We start from the raw sequence: 17,858 nt of genomic DNA, 5'->3' as shown, positions 1-17,858 counted from the left end.
GTTATTCTTTAAGGTGAATAGAGAGTTGTTTTATATGTGCAGGGCTAATGCCACAACAGCCACCAATGAGGCTTGCACCTGCGTTTTGCCATTGTTTGGCAAAATTCAAATACATATTTGGATCTAGGTCTGTTCGTACAGCATCTATTCCATCATTGGCAGTTGCTGTTTCATCTTGGGGAGCAAAAGCATTGGCATATGCCCCGACTTGAAGGTCAGGCAGAAGCTGTTTCATTTCATGGATGGCTTGTAAAATCACTTCAGGTTGGCAACAGTTAAATAGTACTGCATCAATGTTTAGTTTTTGAATGAGTTTGGCTGCCTCAATGAGCGTTTCACCTGAACGTAAATGACTTTGAGCCAAGCTGATATTGTCTTGTAAGGTAAAAGAGACCCAATATGGTCGGCCATCTTTAGGTACAAGGTTATGTACCATTTCTACTTCTTGTAAGCAGGACTGCGTTTCTGCAAGCCATAAATCTACATCGGGGCTTAATGTTTCAATAATAGGTACAGCAATCTCTGCGACATGGCTTTGGTCAAATAAGTCTGCACGGTATGAGCCAAATAACGGTGGAAGTGAACCTGCAATGAGGGTATTTGTTTTTGTTTCTTCTACGGCTCGTTTTGCTTGTTGTATCGCTGTAGAAATAAGTAGTTTGGCCTCTTGGTTAAATTTATCTTGGCCAATATGAAAGGGCACCACAGCATAGTTATTGGTGGTAATGACTTCTGCGCCTGCGTTTATAAAGTCAATATGTACTTGCTTTACAATCTCAGGTGCTTCCCATAAAGCGAGGGCAGACCATTCAGGTTGTCGGAAAGGAGCACCACGGCGTTCAAGTTCTCTTCCTACGCCACCATCTAAAATTTTCACGTTTTACTCCTAGCTAAATTTTTAGGATGGAGTATACTTAAAAACAGTGATATTTCGTTAATCAAGTTTTAAATAAACTTATTCAAAAAAATATTAAATGAATTTCATTCATCTTGTTGCTGAATATACTTTTATATCGCCCATAAAAAAGCCAAGTACGGTGACTTGGCTTTTTAGACTAAAAGCAGTTTATGCTTTTTCAGCAATCACTTCAGGTTGTTTTTGTTTCAATAAGGCATAGGTGATGCCTGTAAGTAAACTACCCGCACAAATTGCCAATAGGTATAGCCCAGCATGGTTTATTGCATTTGGGATGAGCAAGACAAACAGACCGCCATGGGGTGCTCTAAGTTCGCAGTGAAAGTATGCTACCAATGCCCCTGTTAGTGCGCCACCTAAAATACAGCTAGGGATAACACGTGCTGCATCTTTTGCTGCAAAAGAAATTGCACCTTCTGAAATAAAGCATAGGCCGAGTACAAAAGAGGCTTTTCCTGCATCACGCTCAGCTTGTTCAAACTTTGCTTTGGCTAAGAATGTTGCAATTGCCATACCCAATGGTGGCACCATACCACCTGCCATAGTGGCAGCCATTGGCATAAAGGTATTGGTGGTGAGTAGGCCGACCGTAAAGGCATAAGCCGCTTTGTTAATTGGGCCACCTAAATCAATACACATCATGCCCGCAAGTACCATACCCATGAGTACTGCATTGGTTGTACCCATGCCATTTAAGAAGTTTTTCATCAGCTCAAATAAGTAAGCAACAGGTGTACCCACTACATAGACCATGAGTAAGCCAGTGACTAAACTTGCCAATAATGGAATGATTAAAATCGGTTTTAAAGACTCAACACTTTGCGGTAGTTTTAGTTTTTTAGCGAGAAATAGGGCAAGGTAGCCTGCAATAAAGCCTGAAGCAATGCCTCCTAAGAAGCCTGCACCTAAAGATTCAGATGCCAGTAAGCCACCAATCAGACCAGGGGTTAAACCAGGGCGGTCGGCAATCGAGTAGGCAATATAACCTGATAGCATAGGCACCATGAGCATCATGGCTGTTTTACCAATCATGGCAAGGTTTGCACCTAGCGTGTGATCGGCAGGGTTGAGTCCAAACATTAACGAGATTGCTAAAATTAAACCGCCTGCAACCACCATTGGTAACATAAATGAAATACCTGTGAGTAAGTGCTTATATAAGCCAGCTTTCTCTTTTTTCTCATCTTGTGCGGTGGTCGATTGTTTGCCTGAATCTAACACAGTCGCTTCTTTGACTGCATTTTCAAAGGCTTTGTCCGTTTGTTTGAGTGCAAAACCAGTTGCACAGCGGTATACACGTTTACCGACAAAACGGTCTGTGTTAACTTCAATGTCTGTGGCTAAAATGACAATATCTGCTTGGGCAATACGTTCAGCAGTTAAAATATTTTTTGCACCCACAGAGCCTTGGGTTTCAATTTGAATGTCATAGCCATGTTTTTTCGCACCTTGTTGCAATGCTTCAGCTGCCATAAAGGTGTGTGCAACACCTGTTGGGCATGCTGTAATGGCAACAAAACGGGTTGCCCCTGTTGAGGTGCTTGCCAACTGGTCTGCCGTTGTGGCTGTACTCAGTGCATTGGTTAAAATGTCTTTCGCATGATTTTGTGCCACATCAAGACTGACAATAGAAACGGTTTTGTCTGCAATGACTTGAGTATTTGCTGGCTTATCACCGACAATAATTACTTGCTTTGCTGTAGTGAGAGCATCATCTTCAAGTGATTGTGCAATTGTCGCTATGTAACCCTGCTGTACTGCTGTTTGAGCCAGTTTGCGTGCCAAAATAGATGCATTGACGGGTTTCTCTACACTATTTGGTACAAATAGAATGTGTTTAGTGTCTTCCATGTTATTCACCTAGCTCAAAGAATCAACAGTGATTTGTTGTTTTAGATTGTCAATCGCTGATAAATCTTCTATTGCAAATCCAATTTGAGTCACTGCATTGCTACCAATGGCAGTGGCTGTTTTGAGTGTTTCTTCAGGTGAGTATTGGCTTAAAACGCCATGAATCATACCTGCAACTAAAGAGTCACCTGCACCGACTGTACTTTTAACGTGTACTCTTGGTGCTTTTGCATGAAGTGGGTGTACAGGGTGTACCCAGTTTACCCCGTGCTCGCCCATAGAAATCACAATATTTTCAATCTCAATCTGGTTGTCTTGAATCAATTGTTTTTGCTGAGCAAAGGTTTCAGCTGGCTGGTGGAATGCTTCAGCCAACTCTTCTGTATTAGGTTTAATGAGCCATGGGTTGGCTTTAATCGCTGCACTCAGAGCAGGGCCACTGGTGTCTACCACAACCTTTTTACCTTTGCTCTTAAGCCATTCGATCAGTTCAACCAACTCGTTGGTACTAAACCCTTGTGGCAAACTGCCTGAAACAACCACAATTTCCACAGGAGTGAGTAAGCGTTCAATCGTCGCATGTAATGCTTTTTTGTCATCTTCAGTGACAGCAAAGCCTTTACCATTGATATCAGTCATACGGCCACATTCTTCGCCCACTTTAATATTTTGGCGTGTTTCACCATTAATATAAATAAAGTGGTTGTCAAAGCCTTCATGTTCGAAGTGCTTATCAAAAATTTGGCGATTTTCTTTGCCCAAAAAGCCAGTCACAATGGCTTTGTGACCTAAATCTTTCAGGACTTGTGCCACATTTAAGCCTTTACCTGCAGCAAGACTTTGTGCAGATTGCTGACGATTGACGTGACCCACATTCAACGTATCAAGTTGAATGGTGACATCAATTGCAGGGTTGAGTGTTACGGTTAATACTTTTGCCATAGCTATTCACCTAATTCTCGTACGGCTGTTGCACTGTCACAGAGCAACGCTTTTTGTGCAATCTGTTGGCATGCAGCAAAATTTAACTGACGAATTTGTGCTTTCACCAGCGGAATACTTGTACTTGACATGCTCAGTTCATCAACGCCAAGACCCATGAGTACTGGAACTGCTTTTGGATCTGCAGCCAATTCACCACAAATACCGACCCATTTGCCATGTTTATGTGCAGCACGTACCGTTTGATCAATCAGTGAAAGTACGCTTGGGTGTAAGCCATCTGCTTCAGCAGATAATACTGGGTGACCACGGTCAATGGCCATGGTGTATTGGGTTAAGTCATTTGTACCAATACTAAAGAAGTCAACTTCTTGTGCCAAAATTGGCGATAGTAATGCCGCTGATGGCACTTCAATCATAATACCCACTTCAAGATTGTCACATGGGTATTCAGCACGCAGTTCATCTAAAATAACTTTTGCTTCTCGCCATTCTTCTACGCGCCCAATCATTGGGAACATGATACGTAGTGGACGGTTGTCTGAAGCTTTGAGTAAAGCAATCAACTGTTTACGTAGTAAGTCTGGTTTACGCAATGTTAAACGAATACCACGTACACCTAAGAATGGGTTTTCTTCTTCAGGAATAGGTACGTACGGTAACGGTTTGTCGCCACCAACATCGAGTGTGCGGACTACCAACGGGCGACCTGCCAAGTCATCTAAAATAACGCGGTATTCAGCTTCTTGCGTTGCTTCATCAGGTGCACTGTTGTGTGCCATAAAGACCAGCTCTGTACGCAGTAGACCAATGGCTTCTGCACCATCTTTCACTGCTTTTTGACCTGCGTTGACTTTACCAATATTGGCAGCAATTTCAATTTGATGACCGTCTAAGGTCACAGCAGGTTCTTGGCTGTGTTTTTCTGCTTCAATACGAATTTGACGTTGGCGTTCACGTTCAGAAATTGCATGTTCAATCAGTGATGCTTCAGGACTAATCACAAAGTCGCCGTTGTCACCATTAATCAGTACAGTGGCGTTACTTTCAATGTTGAGTACCCCTGCACCTGCACCCACAATGGCAGGAATACCAAGCGCACGAGCAACAATAGCACTGTGGGCACTTGCACCACCGACCGCTGTTAAAATACCTGCAACACGATCTTTATCTAAACGTGCGACATCGCTTGGCCCAACGTCATGCATAATTAAAATGTACGGCTCTTTGGGTTCAACGACATCTGGCACATTACATAGTACCGCCATGACACGTTCACCAATGTCACGTAAATCTGTGGCACGTTCTGCAAGTAGATGGTCTTTAAGCGCAGCTTGTGCTGTTGCGGCAGCTTCAATGTGCTCATGCCATGCTGCAGGTGCAGATAGGTTTTGTTTGAGCTTTTGGTGTACGCCTTGAATCAGGTCTGGGTCATCAAGCATGGCCAAATGGGCAGTAAAAATTTGCTTGATGGCTTCAATTTTTGACTCAGCAATAAAGTCTTTAATGTTGCTTTGTACTTTTTCAATCGCTTGTTCAAGCTTTTCAGTTTCTGCTTTGAGGTTTTTACTTTGGCGTTCGTAGTTAAACTGGCGTGGTTTAATCACGTGTGCAGGGCCAAATGCTAGACCACTCGATGCAGGAATACCTGACGTTTGGTCTTCGGTACTTTCATCAAAGCGTAGTACTTCAACTTTTTCTACTGCTTGAGCACTATTTTCTTCAATCGGCTCAACGTCTTCACCCAAGCCATTTTTAACCGCTTGAATGACTTCATTTAAGCCTTCAATAGCATCTGTATTTGGTTCAGCAATAAAGGTAAGAACTTGACCACGCTTACAGCCGAGAGATAACAGTTTGGTTAAGCTCTTTGCTGAAATAAATTGACCATCATCTACAGACACTTGAATGTCGCCTGTAAATTTTTTTGTGACATTGACCAGTTGAGTTGCAGGTCGTGCATGCAAACCATGAGAATTGGCTAACGTTACCTGTAATGATGGCCAATCTGGAATAATGTCTGCACCAATGATGTGTGCAATTTCATGACTGTCATTTTCATGGGTCAGTTTTTCAAGTTGTTCCGGATCAAATAAAATGTCCATTAAACGGTTAAACTGAGGCATGTCTAATTGGTCATTACTTGCAACACAAAGTAAGGTATTCAGGACTTCACCTTGGTACTCAAGTGCAGTTTCAGGCTTTACAATACTTACAGCAGGGCTCAGTACATGCTGATTGGCTGTGATTGACCAAGTGCCTTCACCTAAGTGAATCATTTGTTTGGTATCAAGTGCGGTAATAAAACCTGCTTCAACAGCTTTTTGTTGTTTTAAGCGTTGTGCTGCATGCCAAAATAAGTCATCTATATCTGTGGCAGGGACTTGGGTTTCAATAAGGTTTTCGTGAAGTGCTAAAGACAGTGGTTGTGCTTGTAGTAGTTCAATAATTTGTTCTGCTGATGTGGCATTTTTTACACGATCAGATACATCATTAATGAGTGCTTTTGTGAGTATTTGTAGTACTTGTAAATGTTCGTCAGATTTTGCAGCAATCACCACTGCAAGGTATATTTTGTTTTCTCCATCCCATACAACCCCTTCAGGGAAGTGGGCTAAGCGGACACCAGTTTTTAAAATATATTGTCTCGACTGGGGCGTACCATGTGGAATTGCGATGCCTTGACCTAGGTAAGTTGCACTTTGTTGTTCCCGTGCTTTTAAACCATCTAGGTATTCAGGGGTAACCAGTTGATCTTCAACTAAAATGTTGACGAGACACTGTAACGCCTGAGCTTTATCAACAGCATGTTGATTCATTCTAACATGTTGTATATCTAGCGCTAACATAAAAAATCCTTGAAAAACATCATAAATCGAGTTAAGGCGCTGCCTTTCCGGGAAAAATTAAAAGGCAAATTCTACTATGCTTTGTCTGTAAAAGCAGTTCTTTTGAGGACAAGACATGGCGTTAAATTTATCTTAGAAAGTTTACTTGAATTTACTTTCAATAGGTTGAGAATTGTTTCATTTTTGAAAACCTGATTAAAATCATAAGTATATCGTTTTAATACTTTATAGATTATTAGATTCATCATACAATAAGTCCTTTTATTGTGCTAAAAAAATAAAGAGAAATCATGACACCTGCATGTAAGTTGCTAAAACAAAAAAATATTGTCTATACGTTACATGAGTATAGTCACGATGCAAATTCGACCAATAGCTATGGTTTAGAAGCTGTAGAAAAACTTGCATTACCTGCACACGAAGTGTTTAAAACCCTACTCGTAAGCGATGGCAAAAACTATTATGTGGCTATTTTACCTGTAAGTCATCAATTGAATTTAAAAAAAGTTGCTGCAGTATTTGGCTGTAAAAAACTTGCTCTTGCTGATGCTAAAGTGGCTGAGCGTTTAACGGGTTTTGTCGTGGGGGGCATTAGCCCACTCGGACAAAAAAAACGTTTAAAAACGGTGATTGATTTGACTGCACAGCGTTTACAAAAAATGTATGTCAGTGGTGGCCGAAGAGGGCTCGATCTTGGTTTAAGCCCCAGTGATTTATCGGTATTACTTGGGGCAAGTTTTATAGATATTATTGATGAGAAAAACATATAAAACTGAGTGAATACACATTTGTTTGAGTCATTTTAGTAGAGTGGGTGATTTATTTTACACAGAGTTATCGTGTTTAATCAGTGTAGATTGTGAAGCCATCTAAAATGACCTACCAATACAACATTTAGACGACACAAATGAAGTATTGAGAGTGATTCACTATATGCGAAAATAAATGACCTCACCATAGCAGTACGTTGTGTTTAATGATTTATTGTAACGTTGATAAGTGACTAACAAGCAAAAGCCATTAATATCATAAGTAGCTAATGTATAAAGTATAAATCTGATTAAAGATATTCAATATGAATCAAACCGATGAAAAAACGCCGTCAAAAATCGCGTTATTAGTTATCTTAAGTGCATTAATGGCATTTACATCACTTTCTATAGACATTTATTTGCCTGCTATGCCTGCAATGCAGGCCGATTTAAAAGGTCATGTTGAGCTCACAATCACCAGTTTTCTGATTGGTTTTTCAATAGCACAGCTGATTTGGGGACCAATGAGTGACCGTATTGGGCGAAAAAAACCACTCTTTATTGGTATGGTTCTATTTATGATTGGCTCGGCAGGGTGCGCTCTTTCTCAAACCATTGAGCAAATTATATTTTGGCGTGTTTTTCAAGCTTTAGGTGCATGTACTGCACCAATGCTTGCTAGAGCGATGGTAAGAGATTTATATGAGCGAGTGCAAGCAGCACAAATGCTTTCAACGCTTATGTTAATTATGGCGATTGCCCCCATTTTAGGCCCCTTAATCGGTGGACAAATACTTAAAATGAGTTCTTGGCATGCAATTTTTTGGTTGCTGGCTGTGATTGGGCTGATCATGTTTATCTGTATTTTTCGGCTGCCTGAAACGCATGCCCCAAAAATACAACAACAAGACCAACCAATTAAACGTGCATTTTTAAACTATGGTTTGTTGTTAAAAAATTGGCAGTTTATGCGTTACGTTTTAGCATTAACTGCATTTTATGTGGCTGCATATACTTTTATTGTCGGTTCGCCATTGGTTTATATTTCTTATTATCATATTGATTCACAACATTATGGCTGGCTGTTTGGACTGAATATTATGGGAGTCATGATTTTTAGTTTAATTAATAAAAGGTTGGTACGTCGTATTGCACTGCATAAGCTTCTTAAGTGGGCAACTACAGTGTCTATGTGTGCCATGCTGACATTGGTTTATTTGTTTTACGCACAGCATTTGAATCTGACGCATTTAATTGTTTTCTTATTTATATTTTTTTCAATGAATGGGGTCATTGCTGCAACATCTATTGCGGCGGCCTTAGATACTGTGCCTCAAGTGGCTGGGTCAGCTTCTGCACTAATTGGTTCAATGCAGTATGGTAGCGGTATTATTTCTTCATTATTACTTACCTTTGGAAAAACCAGCTCTCCCGAAGCGATGATTATCATTATGGCTATATTTGCCACAATGAGTGCGGTGGTTTCATGGTTTCCTCATCGTGAGATTGGTTAAATATTTAATGTATTTATTTAACGAATCATATTTTATAGTTGTAAATGCTTTTAAAGCAATTGCATCTCTACGTTACAGAAATGCAATTGGGTGTATTGAGTAAATGACCCTGTGCTGTAAGGGTTAAATTAATTTAGAAAATAACCAATAGAGTGTGGCTGAAAGAAGCATTGCACACGGTAGCGTGAGTACCCAAGCTAAAATAATACTTTTGATGGTCGACCACTGAAGCCCCGATTTATTAGCCGTCATTGTACCTGCTACAGCACTGTTTAAAACGTGTGTTGTACTTACAGGTAGACCAAACTTATCTGCAGCAATAATGGTCCCCATGGCAACAAATTCAGCGGACATCCCTTGGCTGTAAGTCAGGTGGGTTTTTCCTATACGTTCACCTACAGTGACGACAATCCGTTTCCAACCAACCATCGTGCCTAGACCCAATGCGAGTGCAACAGCAACTTTGACCCAAGTTGGAATGTACTGTGTGGCTTGATCTAAATCTTTTTGATACTCGGCAATGGTTGCTTTCTCGGTATTGGTCAGCTGTGTAGGCATTTGATTGTTTTTTTGCAATGTTTTTAAGGCCGTACTGCTGAGGTACATATCGTTGCGTAAGTTAATGGTGGCATTTTCAGGAATATTGGCCATGGTCTTATAATCAGCCACCAACTTACCTAAGTTATTTGATAATGCTGCAACAGCAAGGGTTGTTTCGGGTGTTGCTTGTTTGTCTTGAATGTATTGAGTGAGTGTTTGTCGTGCTGTTGTGGTATCCATTTGTGATGGGTTAACTGCCAAAATATGTGCAGACTTTTCAGACAATGCCGCAAAGGCTTGGACTTCATTACTATCCATTGTTTTATTTAGAGAATACGCCAGTGGTACAATACCAATTAAAATGAGCATAATTAAGCCCATGCCTTTTTGACCATCGTTTGAACCATGGGCAAAACTGACCCCTGTACAGGTACAAATGAGCAGTACTCGAGTAATAAAGGATGGTGGTTTTGTGCCCTCAGGTGCATCAAATAGCTCAGTCTTTTTATTTTTTAAACTCATTTTTAACAATAAAAAAGCAATAGCAGCGAGACCAAAACCAACTAAAGGGGAAATAAGCAAGGCTTTCACAACTTTCATGACTTGGGCGACATCTATACCGCTTAAACCACTACTGAAACCCGCATGAAGTATTTGATTCATGAGGCCAACACCTAAAATTGAACCAATCATGGTATGAGAGCTAGAAGCTGGTAAACCAAGTAGCCATGTGCTTAAGTTCCAAATGATGGCGGCAATCAGTAATGCAAATACCATGGCAAAACCTGATGCACTGCTCACATGTAGAATAAGTTCAACAGGCAGTAGCGCAATAATACCGTAAGCCACCGCACCACTTGCACTCAGTACACCTAGAAAGTTAAAAAAACCAGACCACATCACGGCAACAGGTGCAGGCATGGCATTGGTATAGATGACTGTGGCTACAGCGTTAGCTGTGTCATGAAATCCGTTTACAAACTCAAAACCTAAAGCAATGATGAGCGCAATTCCTAGCATAAAAAATGAAAATGAACTCAATGCAGGTACGGCTGCTAGATCTCCAATGAGTTGCAATCCAATATAAATACAAGACACCACAATAATGGTAATAAAGGAGTACTTAAACCATTTGGGAGAGGGCATATTTATATTTGCATTTTGTGGTGAGGGTGAGGCTACATCATGACGTGGCATGGGGGGTGAGTCTTGCATACAACATACTCATTTTATTTATTGGTAATAGTAGTTTGAAATTTGATTATGACAGTTTGATTGCAGGGTAATTTTTATATCTAATCGCTATCTGGTTTGGTATGGATTTTAACAATTACCAAATTTTTTATTATTAAGCGAAGACTAATATTGGTTTGAGTCAAATGCTGAGTATATAGAATAGATGCAGTATTTGATAAGAAATAAATCAATAGTTATAAGATAAAAAATTGAGTGCCTTACTTGTAAGACACTCAACTGATTTATTTACTTAAACGGGGGATATGTTAAGGCAGTGTATATGCAATCACATAGTCACCACGATTTTCATTACTACCAGTACGTGTCGCACCACCAGCAACAACAACAATATACTGTTTACCATCTTTACCAACATAGCTCATAGGCGCACCTTGACCACCCACAGGTAGGCGACTACGCCAAATTTCTTCACCTGTATTGCTATCTAAAGCACGCAAGTAGTTATCTAAAGAACCATGGAAGAATGTTAAGCCACCTTTAGTTACTAATGGCCCACCCATTGTAGGCATGCCAATTGGCATATGCACACCTGGGCGAATGCCTTTAACGGGTGCATCTTCAATGGTACCCATAGGTACTTGCCACTTAGTTTGACCAGTGGTCAAGTCAATTGCAGTCATGGTACCAAAAGGTGGTTTAAAGCATGGGACACCTAGTGGAGAGACAAACATTGAACGCTCTACACCCCAAGGCGTACCCAATTGCTCAGAGTATTCACCCTCAGTACTTGGCTTTAAGCCCATACGTTTAGCATCTTCACGTTTAATGAATTTCCCCCATTGTGCCATACGAATATCATTGACAATGAGCGTACCTGTAGATGCATCTAATGCACCGCCACCCCAGTTAAATCCACCATAGTAGCCCGGATAAATTAAAGTACGTTTTTTATCAGAAAGCGGTGTGAATTCACCTTCCCAACGCATCTCTTTAAATTGAATACGGCACATTAATTGATCAAAAATGGTTGCACCCCACATATCTTGCTCTTTCAGTGGGTCAGTACCTACAGAAATTGCTGAATAGGGTTGAGTTGGAGCGACTTGCATACCTGGCATCACATCTGTTGGCACAGCACGTTGTTCTACAGGGAATACAGGCTTACCATCACGGCGATCAAGAACAAAAATTTGACCACGCTTGGTTAACTGAACCAGTGCAGGAATTTTTGAACCATCTTTTTGTGGAATATCATACAAAATAGGTTGTGACGACACATCGTAGTCGAATGCATCAATATTGGCAGTACGGAAATGCCAACGCTCTTTACCTGTTTTCATGTCTACAGCAACAACAGAGTCATTGTATTCATTTGAATACGGATGACGGTTACCTGTCCAGAAATCTGGTGTTTGGTTCCCTGTAGGGAAATACGCTAAACCAAGTACAGGGTCGTATGCTGCTGTACCCCAGAAATTGGGTGTTTCAATTTTATATGTTTCACCTGGAGGTAGTGGTGTGCTGTCATTTTTACCTCGTGAAGGATCCCATGCCCAAAGCAATTGACCTGTACGTACATCATAGCCACGTACAACCCCCGATGCTTCGCCGACAGTTAAGTTGTCATTGAGTTTACCACCTACTAAAACCACGCCATTTGCCACTAAAGGTGCAGAGGTTAAGTAGTATGAACCTTCAGCAGATGCACCCAAACCATCAAGTAAATTTACAAAGCCATCTTTACCAAAGCCATCACATTGTTTACCTGTTTTGGCATCTAGGGTAAACAATCGACCGTCATTGGTGGTGCTGACAATCCGTGTCGCACATGCTTGGTCTTTGGCTACGTAGTCTTGACCAGAGAGTTGACTCAAGTCTGCATAAGACACGCCTCGGCAACGCTTCCAATGTGCATTACCAGACGTTTCACGAAGCTTAGGGTCAAAACGCCAGTTTTCTTTACCACTTACTGGGTCTAAAGAAATGACTTCATTGTGAGGGGTACATAAGTACATTGAGTTATCGACTTTAAGCGGGGTAACCTGATATTCAGCACCATTAACAGCTAAGTCGCCTGTACGATATGTCCATGCAACCTTTAAGTCTTTAACGTTGTCTTTATTAATTTGAGTAAACTGTGCGAAGCGGTCGCCAGAGTTATTGCGTCCCCATGCACTCCAATCATCACCTTGGCTGTCACCTGCGGTAGGGTTGATTGTTGGTGATGCTGTACCTTGTGCCTCTACAGTTGGATGTGGTTTAAACATACCCGCAATAAAGCCAAAGAAAACAATGGTACATAATCCAATAAGACCAAAAGAAATCTTTTGATTGATGACAGGTTCATTCGATTTATTGAGAAGTTTTGGTGCAAAGAGCGTCACAACCAATGTAATGACAAGGAATGTGATAATGCGTGGCACAAGTTGCCAAAAGTCAGTGCCAACTTCCCAAAATGCCCACAGTGTTGCTGCAATAAGCAAACCAATAGATAGCCAAAATGCATAGGCTTGCTTTTTGAATAAGCCAAAACCAATGGCAACCATTGCAGTACCTGCAATCAGGTAGAAAAATGAACCGCCCAAACTGATTAAATAAGCACCGCCTAAGGCTAAACCGATGCCAAAGAGTATAAGTAGTACGCTGACTATACGAGATAAGATCGTATCCATACCGATTCCTTCATAAATATTTTCAAAGTCCAATTTTGAATCATATATTTCAGGCAATAATGGTAATAAGATCGGATTAGGGGCTTACTTTATTTTAATACTAGACCAGATACAGGGATGAGTTTTAGGCGGTGATGATACGCATACACAGCGATCGAATTGCACCCTTTTTGCATCGAGTTTTATATCTATAAAATGAGTGGCTCTAATCCGTGAGCTTATTACTTACTCTCAAAGCTTTCCTGCTTTCGAGAGTATCTACTTCATGCATTACTGACATAAATATATAGATGTACATATCTTTACATAAAAAGCTCTTTTTTTAAACACTTGTTTAATTTTTTATAGAAATTTTAAGGTTTTTGATATTCATGTAGATAGTGTTTGGTTCGAAAAGACTCAATATACGGTTTAAAATAAAGTGGTCTTTTAACCAATTTCCTGCATAAGCTGTTGTTTTATATTTTTTTAACTACGTGCTTTATGGTGTCAAATAAGAAAAGGTGGAAGCTTCATGTTTTGATGTTCCAATATTATTCAAAATTATGTATTGTTGTTGTGATTACTGAGTAAATAAAAAAGCTTAAACCCGTTGAGTTTAAGCTTTTTAATACAGTATGATTTTTATAAGTATACAATATGGCGGTGAGAGAGGGATTCGAACCCTCGATACGCGTAAACGTATACACACTTTCCAGGCGTGCTCCTTAAGCCACTCGGACACCTCACCAATGAGGGGCGATCATACCCAAAAAAATGTAGGCTGCCAAGATAAAACGCATGTGGTTACAGTAAAAAGCATTATATAGTGATAAAATCTCGTTTAAGTGCAGAGTAAACGTAGTTTTTTTATGCAAAATTCAAATTATAAACCATCTAAATATGCGATCACACTTGCTGCTTTGGGGGTGGTCTTCGGTGACATCGGAACGAGTCCATTATATGCAATAAAACAATGCTTTATTGAAGCGCATATTGCTTTAAGTGAAGCGACAATCATGGGTATTTTATCATTGGTTTTTTGGTCAATGATGCTTACCATCAGTGTAAAATACGTCACCTTTATTATGCGAGCAGATAACAATGGCGAAGGCGGTATTATGTCGCTATTGGCACTAAATCTGCGTCCCAATCAAATGAATCGGCATAAGAAAACACTGCTGATAGCGCTTGGTTTTATTGGTGCATCATTATTTTTTGGCGATGGTATTATCACGCCGGCCATTTCAGTGCTTTCAGCCGTTGAAGGGTTAAGTATTGCGACACCTGCATTTAATAAATGGCTTATGCCGATTGCATTGGGCATTTTAACTGCCTTATTTATGGTGCAAAGGCATGGTACTGCAACCATGGGTAAATTCTTTGGCCCGATTACACTCACGTGGTTTATTTCTATTGGTGTACTTGGTGTTGTAAGTATTATCAAAACGCCGTTTGTTTTAGAGCTTGTTAATCCATATTGGGCAATTCACTTTATTGCCCAAGAGCCGGGTGTAGCCTTTTTGGCCATGGGTGCTGTAGTACTTACACTTACAGGCGGTGAAGCGCTTTATGCAGACATGGGGCATTTTGGCCGTAGTCCCATTCGTTTGGCGTGGTTTGTGGTGGTTTGCCCATGTTTAATGATTAACTATGCCGGGCAGGGGGCTTTATTACTGCGAGACCCAACTGCGATTTCAAACCCATTTTATATGCTTGTACCCGATTGGGGCTTATACCCAATGATCGCCTTGGCAACCGCCGCTGCGGTGATTGCCTCACAAGCTGTGATTACGGGTGTGTTTTCAATGGCAAATCAAGCTATCCAGCTACGTTATTTACCACGCTTAACGGTTCATCACACCTCAGACATAGAGCAAGGTCAAATTTACTTGCCGTTTATTAACTGGGTTCTGTACATTTCTGTTGTTATTCTAATTTTACTCTTTCACAACAGTGCCAATTTGGCCAGTGCCTATGGTGTGGCTGTGACCATGACCATGCTCTGTAGTACCATCTTGGTGACTGCCTACGCTCGAAGTGGTTGGAAATGGCCAGTATGGAAATTGGCTTTATTTGCTGTACCCTTTTTATTGATGGATATTGTTTTTGTATCATCTACATCACTCAAAATTCTAGCAGGCGGATGGGTTCCTTTAGCCATTGGTATTGTCGTGTTTACCGTGTTAATCACATGGAAAAATGGTCGTGAGATTGTGATTCAACGTCTAGAAAAAGATGCTTTACCACTCGAACTTTTTATCAAAAGCGTGAGTATGAGTGATGACACTAAATATGTACCGGGTGAAGCGATTTTTCTCACAGGGACACCCAATATTGTACCGCATGCCATGCTCCACAATATTAAGCACAATAAAGTCCTTCATGAACGTAATATTATGATTACGGTCGTCACGCAAGATGTGCCATTCGTTGCAGATCAAGACCGTATGTATATTGAAAAGTTAGATGAACGTTTTTATCGTCTCTTTTTATATTATGGTTTTAAAGATCAGCCGAATGTGCCTGAAGCGCTGGAAATAGCCTACAAAGAACTCGGTTTTGAGTTTGATATGATGCATATCAGTTTCTTTATTTCAAGAGACAGACTCATACATACTGTCGGGCAGGGTATGGCACCGTGGCGAGAAAAACTATTTATTTCTATGTATCGAAACACCAGTCCTGTGAGTGACTTCTATCAGATTCCAACTAATCGTGTGGTAGAAATGGGAAGTCAAATTGAAATTTAAATAAAAAAACCGAGTGCAATGCACTCGGTTTTTTTATAAAAGCTCATTTTATTTTGAGCGTACAGGTACATTATCTGTATTGCTAGACGGTGTATTGGTATTGATCGGATCTGGTGAAATCAGTTGATACTCCCCACTTTGTAACAACTTTTCTAAAGAACCCGGCTGATCATTCACCGTTGTAGAGATAGTCACTTTTGATAAACTCTCTAGAGTTTGCCCAGGCTGTACCGCAGGTTCAGCATATACAGAATGAAGAGATGAAAAACCGACCAATAGGCCAGTGATGAAAAGAATATGACGCATTGTTCGACTCCAGAGCTTTGAAATCATAATATAGCAACAGTAAGACTTCTATTTTACACCGTTCAAAAGGTGCTTTATACAAAAGTAAATGCCATCGTTGCATACTATTGTAAGCAAATAAAAGGTGATGTTCGCAAACTGCCTAATCTATAAACAATTAACGCATCACTAATATACTTTATAAAGTGAGATTGTTAATCTCTTCTTAAATTATTTTGTTTGAAAAAAATATGAAGTCTATGACCACGTTTAATTGCTTTAAAAATCCTTTGAGTCATAGAACAATAATCCTTTCTAGTGGTCTTTTAAGTGCCTTACTTGGCACAATGTTATTGCCACAGTCTGCATTTGCAAGTGGTGAAAGTATATGGGCCAAAACGCCATGTACAAGTCAATTTTATAATAATGCACCGCCATTTTTGGTGAAAGAAAGTCTGAGAAAGAATACGACGCCCCTTTGTTTAAATGGCTTTAATGTCATGTATTCTGGTGTATCTAAAACCCCTTTTTGGAGTGCAGAGCATTTAACGCCTGTACGTTTGAGCCAGAAAATCAAGCGTCAAGACAGTTTTCATGAAGAAGACCGTGTAAGCCCGATCTATAGAGCAACGCTTAAAGACTATAGAGGTTCAGGCTACGACCGCGGGCATATGTCACCAAATGGTGATATGCCAGATGAGGCTTCGCAGTATGACAGTTTTTCACTGGCGAATATGGTGCCACAAGCGCCTAAAAATAACCAAGAAATATGGCGTATGCTTGAAGAAGCCACCAGAGGTATGGTGACTAAGCAAAAACAAGATGTTTATGTGGTCACAGGGCCTATTTTTGCGGGCAAAAAATTACAAACCATTGGTAATGGCGTATTTGTTCCTTCAGCCGTATTTAAAGCAGTCTATTATCCTAAAACAGGGGTGATCGGTGCTTACTATGCGCCCAATGATGACTCTTTGCAGGTCAATGTGGTTAGTGTTTGCCAAATTGAAGCACTCACAGGGATTAACCTTTTTCCAAGCTTGAGTGAAGCTACGAAAAGAAAAGTTTATGATTTGCCAGAGTCGACAGCAGACATCAAAGCAAACAGAGCACCAGCGTATTTGTCTACAGATACAAAAAGTGATTGTGCTGCAGAGGTCAGTGCTGAAGAGTTAACTGCACTCAAAAAACAATTTACGGCACCGAATCGTCCTTCTGAAGGTAGTACATCAACCTCAACAGGAAATAGTCAAAATACTTGGGTCAGCTTTTTTAAACGAATTTTGATGGATTTACTTGAATTCTTCTTAAAGATGATGGCTAAATAACAGTCAATGTATAGCATGCACTAATAAAGAGGATAAAACATGTTTAAACCATTTGAGACAGATGAATCATCTGCAATATATGACTTAACTTTAGAAAATGGCTTAGACCGAGTCAATATCTATGGCAATTTGCAGGTGAGCAAAGACCAAGATGGATTAAAAACAGCAAAAGCATTGCAAGCTTTTGCCAATGACTTGGTCAAGGCTTTAGAAGAAGCAAAAGATTTGCCTGAGAAAGTTCAACTACAAGACAAACAAGAGGTTGAAAACCCATTCTTATAGT

At 40.3% G+C, this 17,858-nt stretch carries 12 protein-coding genes and 1 tRNA gene; 5 read left to right on the top strand and 8 right to left on the bottom strand.

Annotated elements, in window-relative coordinates:
* Nucleotide 1 precedes the first annotated feature (1 nt).
* The 4 genes from I2F31_RS11350 to ptsP form a co-directional block, all read right to left on the bottom strand.
* Entirely contained in the window at nucleotides 2–877 is an 876-nt protein-coding gene (locus I2F31_RS11350) for a homocysteine S-methyltransferase family protein (RefSeq protein WP_195769690.1), read from the bottom strand.
* A gap of 189 nt (nucleotides 878–1,066) precedes the next feature.
* A complete protein-coding gene (locus tag I2F31_RS11345; RefSeq protein WP_195773910.1) occupies nucleotides 1,067–2,767 on the bottom strand; it encodes a fructose-specific PTS transporter subunit EIIC in 1,701 nt (566 codons plus the stop codon).
* A gap of 9 nt (nucleotides 2,768–2,776) precedes the next feature.
* A complete protein-coding gene (gene pfkB, locus I2F31_RS11340) occupies nucleotides 2,777–3,709 on the bottom strand; it encodes a 1-phosphofructokinase (protein ID WP_195769688.1) in 933 nt (310 codons plus the stop codon).
* A 2-nt stretch (nucleotides 3,710–3,711) separates the two neighbouring features.
* Nucleotides 3,712–6,558 carry a phosphoenolpyruvate--protein phosphotransferase gene (ptsP, locus tag I2F31_RS11335; RefSeq protein WP_195769687.1) on the bottom strand — a complete coding sequence of 949 codons (2,847 nt, stop codon included), beginning with the start codon at nucleotides 6,556–6,558 and terminating at the stop codon, nucleotides 3,712–3,714.
* 290 nt (nucleotides 6,559–6,848) lie between these two features.
* Between ptsP and ybaK the strand changes: the two genes are divergently transcribed.
* Together ybaK and I2F31_RS11325 are read left to right on the top strand one after the other, a co-directional pair.
* The gene (gene ybaK / locus I2F31_RS11330) at nucleotides 6,849–7,328 is read left to right on the top strand and encodes a Cys-tRNA(Pro) deacylase (RefSeq protein WP_195769686.1); all 480 of its coding nucleotides are present in this window, start codon (nucleotides 6,849–6,851) and stop codon (nucleotides 7,326–7,328) included.
* A 305-nt stretch (nucleotides 7,329–7,633) separates the two neighbouring features.
* Nucleotides 7,634–8,824 carry a multidrug effflux MFS transporter gene (locus tag I2F31_RS11325; protein WP_195769685.1) on the top strand — a complete coding sequence of 397 codons (1,191 nt, stop codon included), beginning with the start codon at nucleotides 7,634–7,636 and terminating at the stop codon, nucleotides 8,822–8,824.
* 123 nt (nucleotides 8,825–8,947) lie between these two features.
* Here I2F31_RS11325 and I2F31_RS11320 read toward each other — a convergent pair whose 3' ends face one another.
* From I2F31_RS11320 to I2F31_RS11310, 3 genes are all read right to left on the bottom strand, one after another.
* On the bottom strand, nucleotides 8,948–10,579 hold the full coding sequence (locus I2F31_RS11320; RefSeq protein ID WP_195773909.1) for an inorganic phosphate transporter: 1,632 nt from the start codon (nucleotides 10,577–10,579) through the stop codon (nucleotides 8,948–8,950).
* A 287-nt stretch (nucleotides 10,580–10,866) separates the two neighbouring features.
* On the bottom strand, nucleotides 10,867–13,233 hold the full coding sequence (locus I2F31_RS11315; RefSeq protein WP_195773908.1) for a membrane-bound PQQ-dependent dehydrogenase, glucose/quinate/shikimate family: 2,367 nt from the start codon (nucleotides 13,231–13,233) through the stop codon (nucleotides 10,867–10,869).
* A gap of 640 nt (nucleotides 13,234–13,873) precedes the next feature.
* Nucleotides 13,874–13,963, bottom strand: a tRNA-Ser gene (locus I2F31_RS11310).
* Nucleotides 13,964–14,084: 121 nt separating this feature from the next.
* Between I2F31_RS11310 and I2F31_RS11305 the strand changes: the two genes are divergently transcribed.
* A complete protein-coding gene (locus tag I2F31_RS11305; protein ID WP_195769682.1) occupies nucleotides 14,085–15,965 on the top strand; it encodes a potassium transporter Kup in 1,881 nt (626 codons plus the stop codon).
* Nucleotides 15,966–16,013: 48 nt separating this feature from the next.
* Here the strand turns inward: I2F31_RS11305 and I2F31_RS11300 are convergent, their stop codons facing one another.
* Nucleotides 16,014–16,271: a hypothetical protein gene (locus tag I2F31_RS11300; protein ID WP_195769681.1), complete on the bottom strand. Its 258-nt coding sequence runs from the start codon at nucleotides 16,269–16,271 to the stop codon at nucleotides 16,014–16,016.
* Between the two features lie 239 nt (nucleotides 16,272–16,510).
* Here I2F31_RS11300 and I2F31_RS11295 point away from each other — a divergent pair, with 239 nt between their 5' ends.
* Both I2F31_RS11295 and I2F31_RS11290 read left to right on the top strand, forming a co-directional pair.
* Nucleotides 16,511–17,575: a DNA/RNA non-specific endonuclease gene (locus I2F31_RS11295; RefSeq protein WP_195769680.1), complete on the top strand. Its 1,065-nt coding sequence runs from the start codon at nucleotides 16,511–16,513 to the stop codon at nucleotides 17,573–17,575.
* A 39-nt stretch (nucleotides 17,576–17,614) separates the two neighbouring features.
* The gene (locus tag I2F31_RS11290; protein ID WP_195769679.1) at nucleotides 17,615–17,857 is read left to right on the top strand and encodes a hypothetical protein; all 243 of its coding nucleotides are present in this window, start codon (nucleotides 17,615–17,617) and stop codon (nucleotides 17,855–17,857) included.
* Nucleotide 17,858 lies beyond the last annotated feature (1 nt).

The organism is Acinetobacter rathckeae, from assembly GCF_015627125.1.
Taxonomy (GTDB): domain Bacteria; phylum Pseudomonadota; class Gammaproteobacteria; order Pseudomonadales; family Moraxellaceae; genus Acinetobacter; species Acinetobacter rathckeae.
Note: the sequence above shows the minus strand (reverse complement) of the source record. Positions and strands in the feature narration are given on the sequence as shown.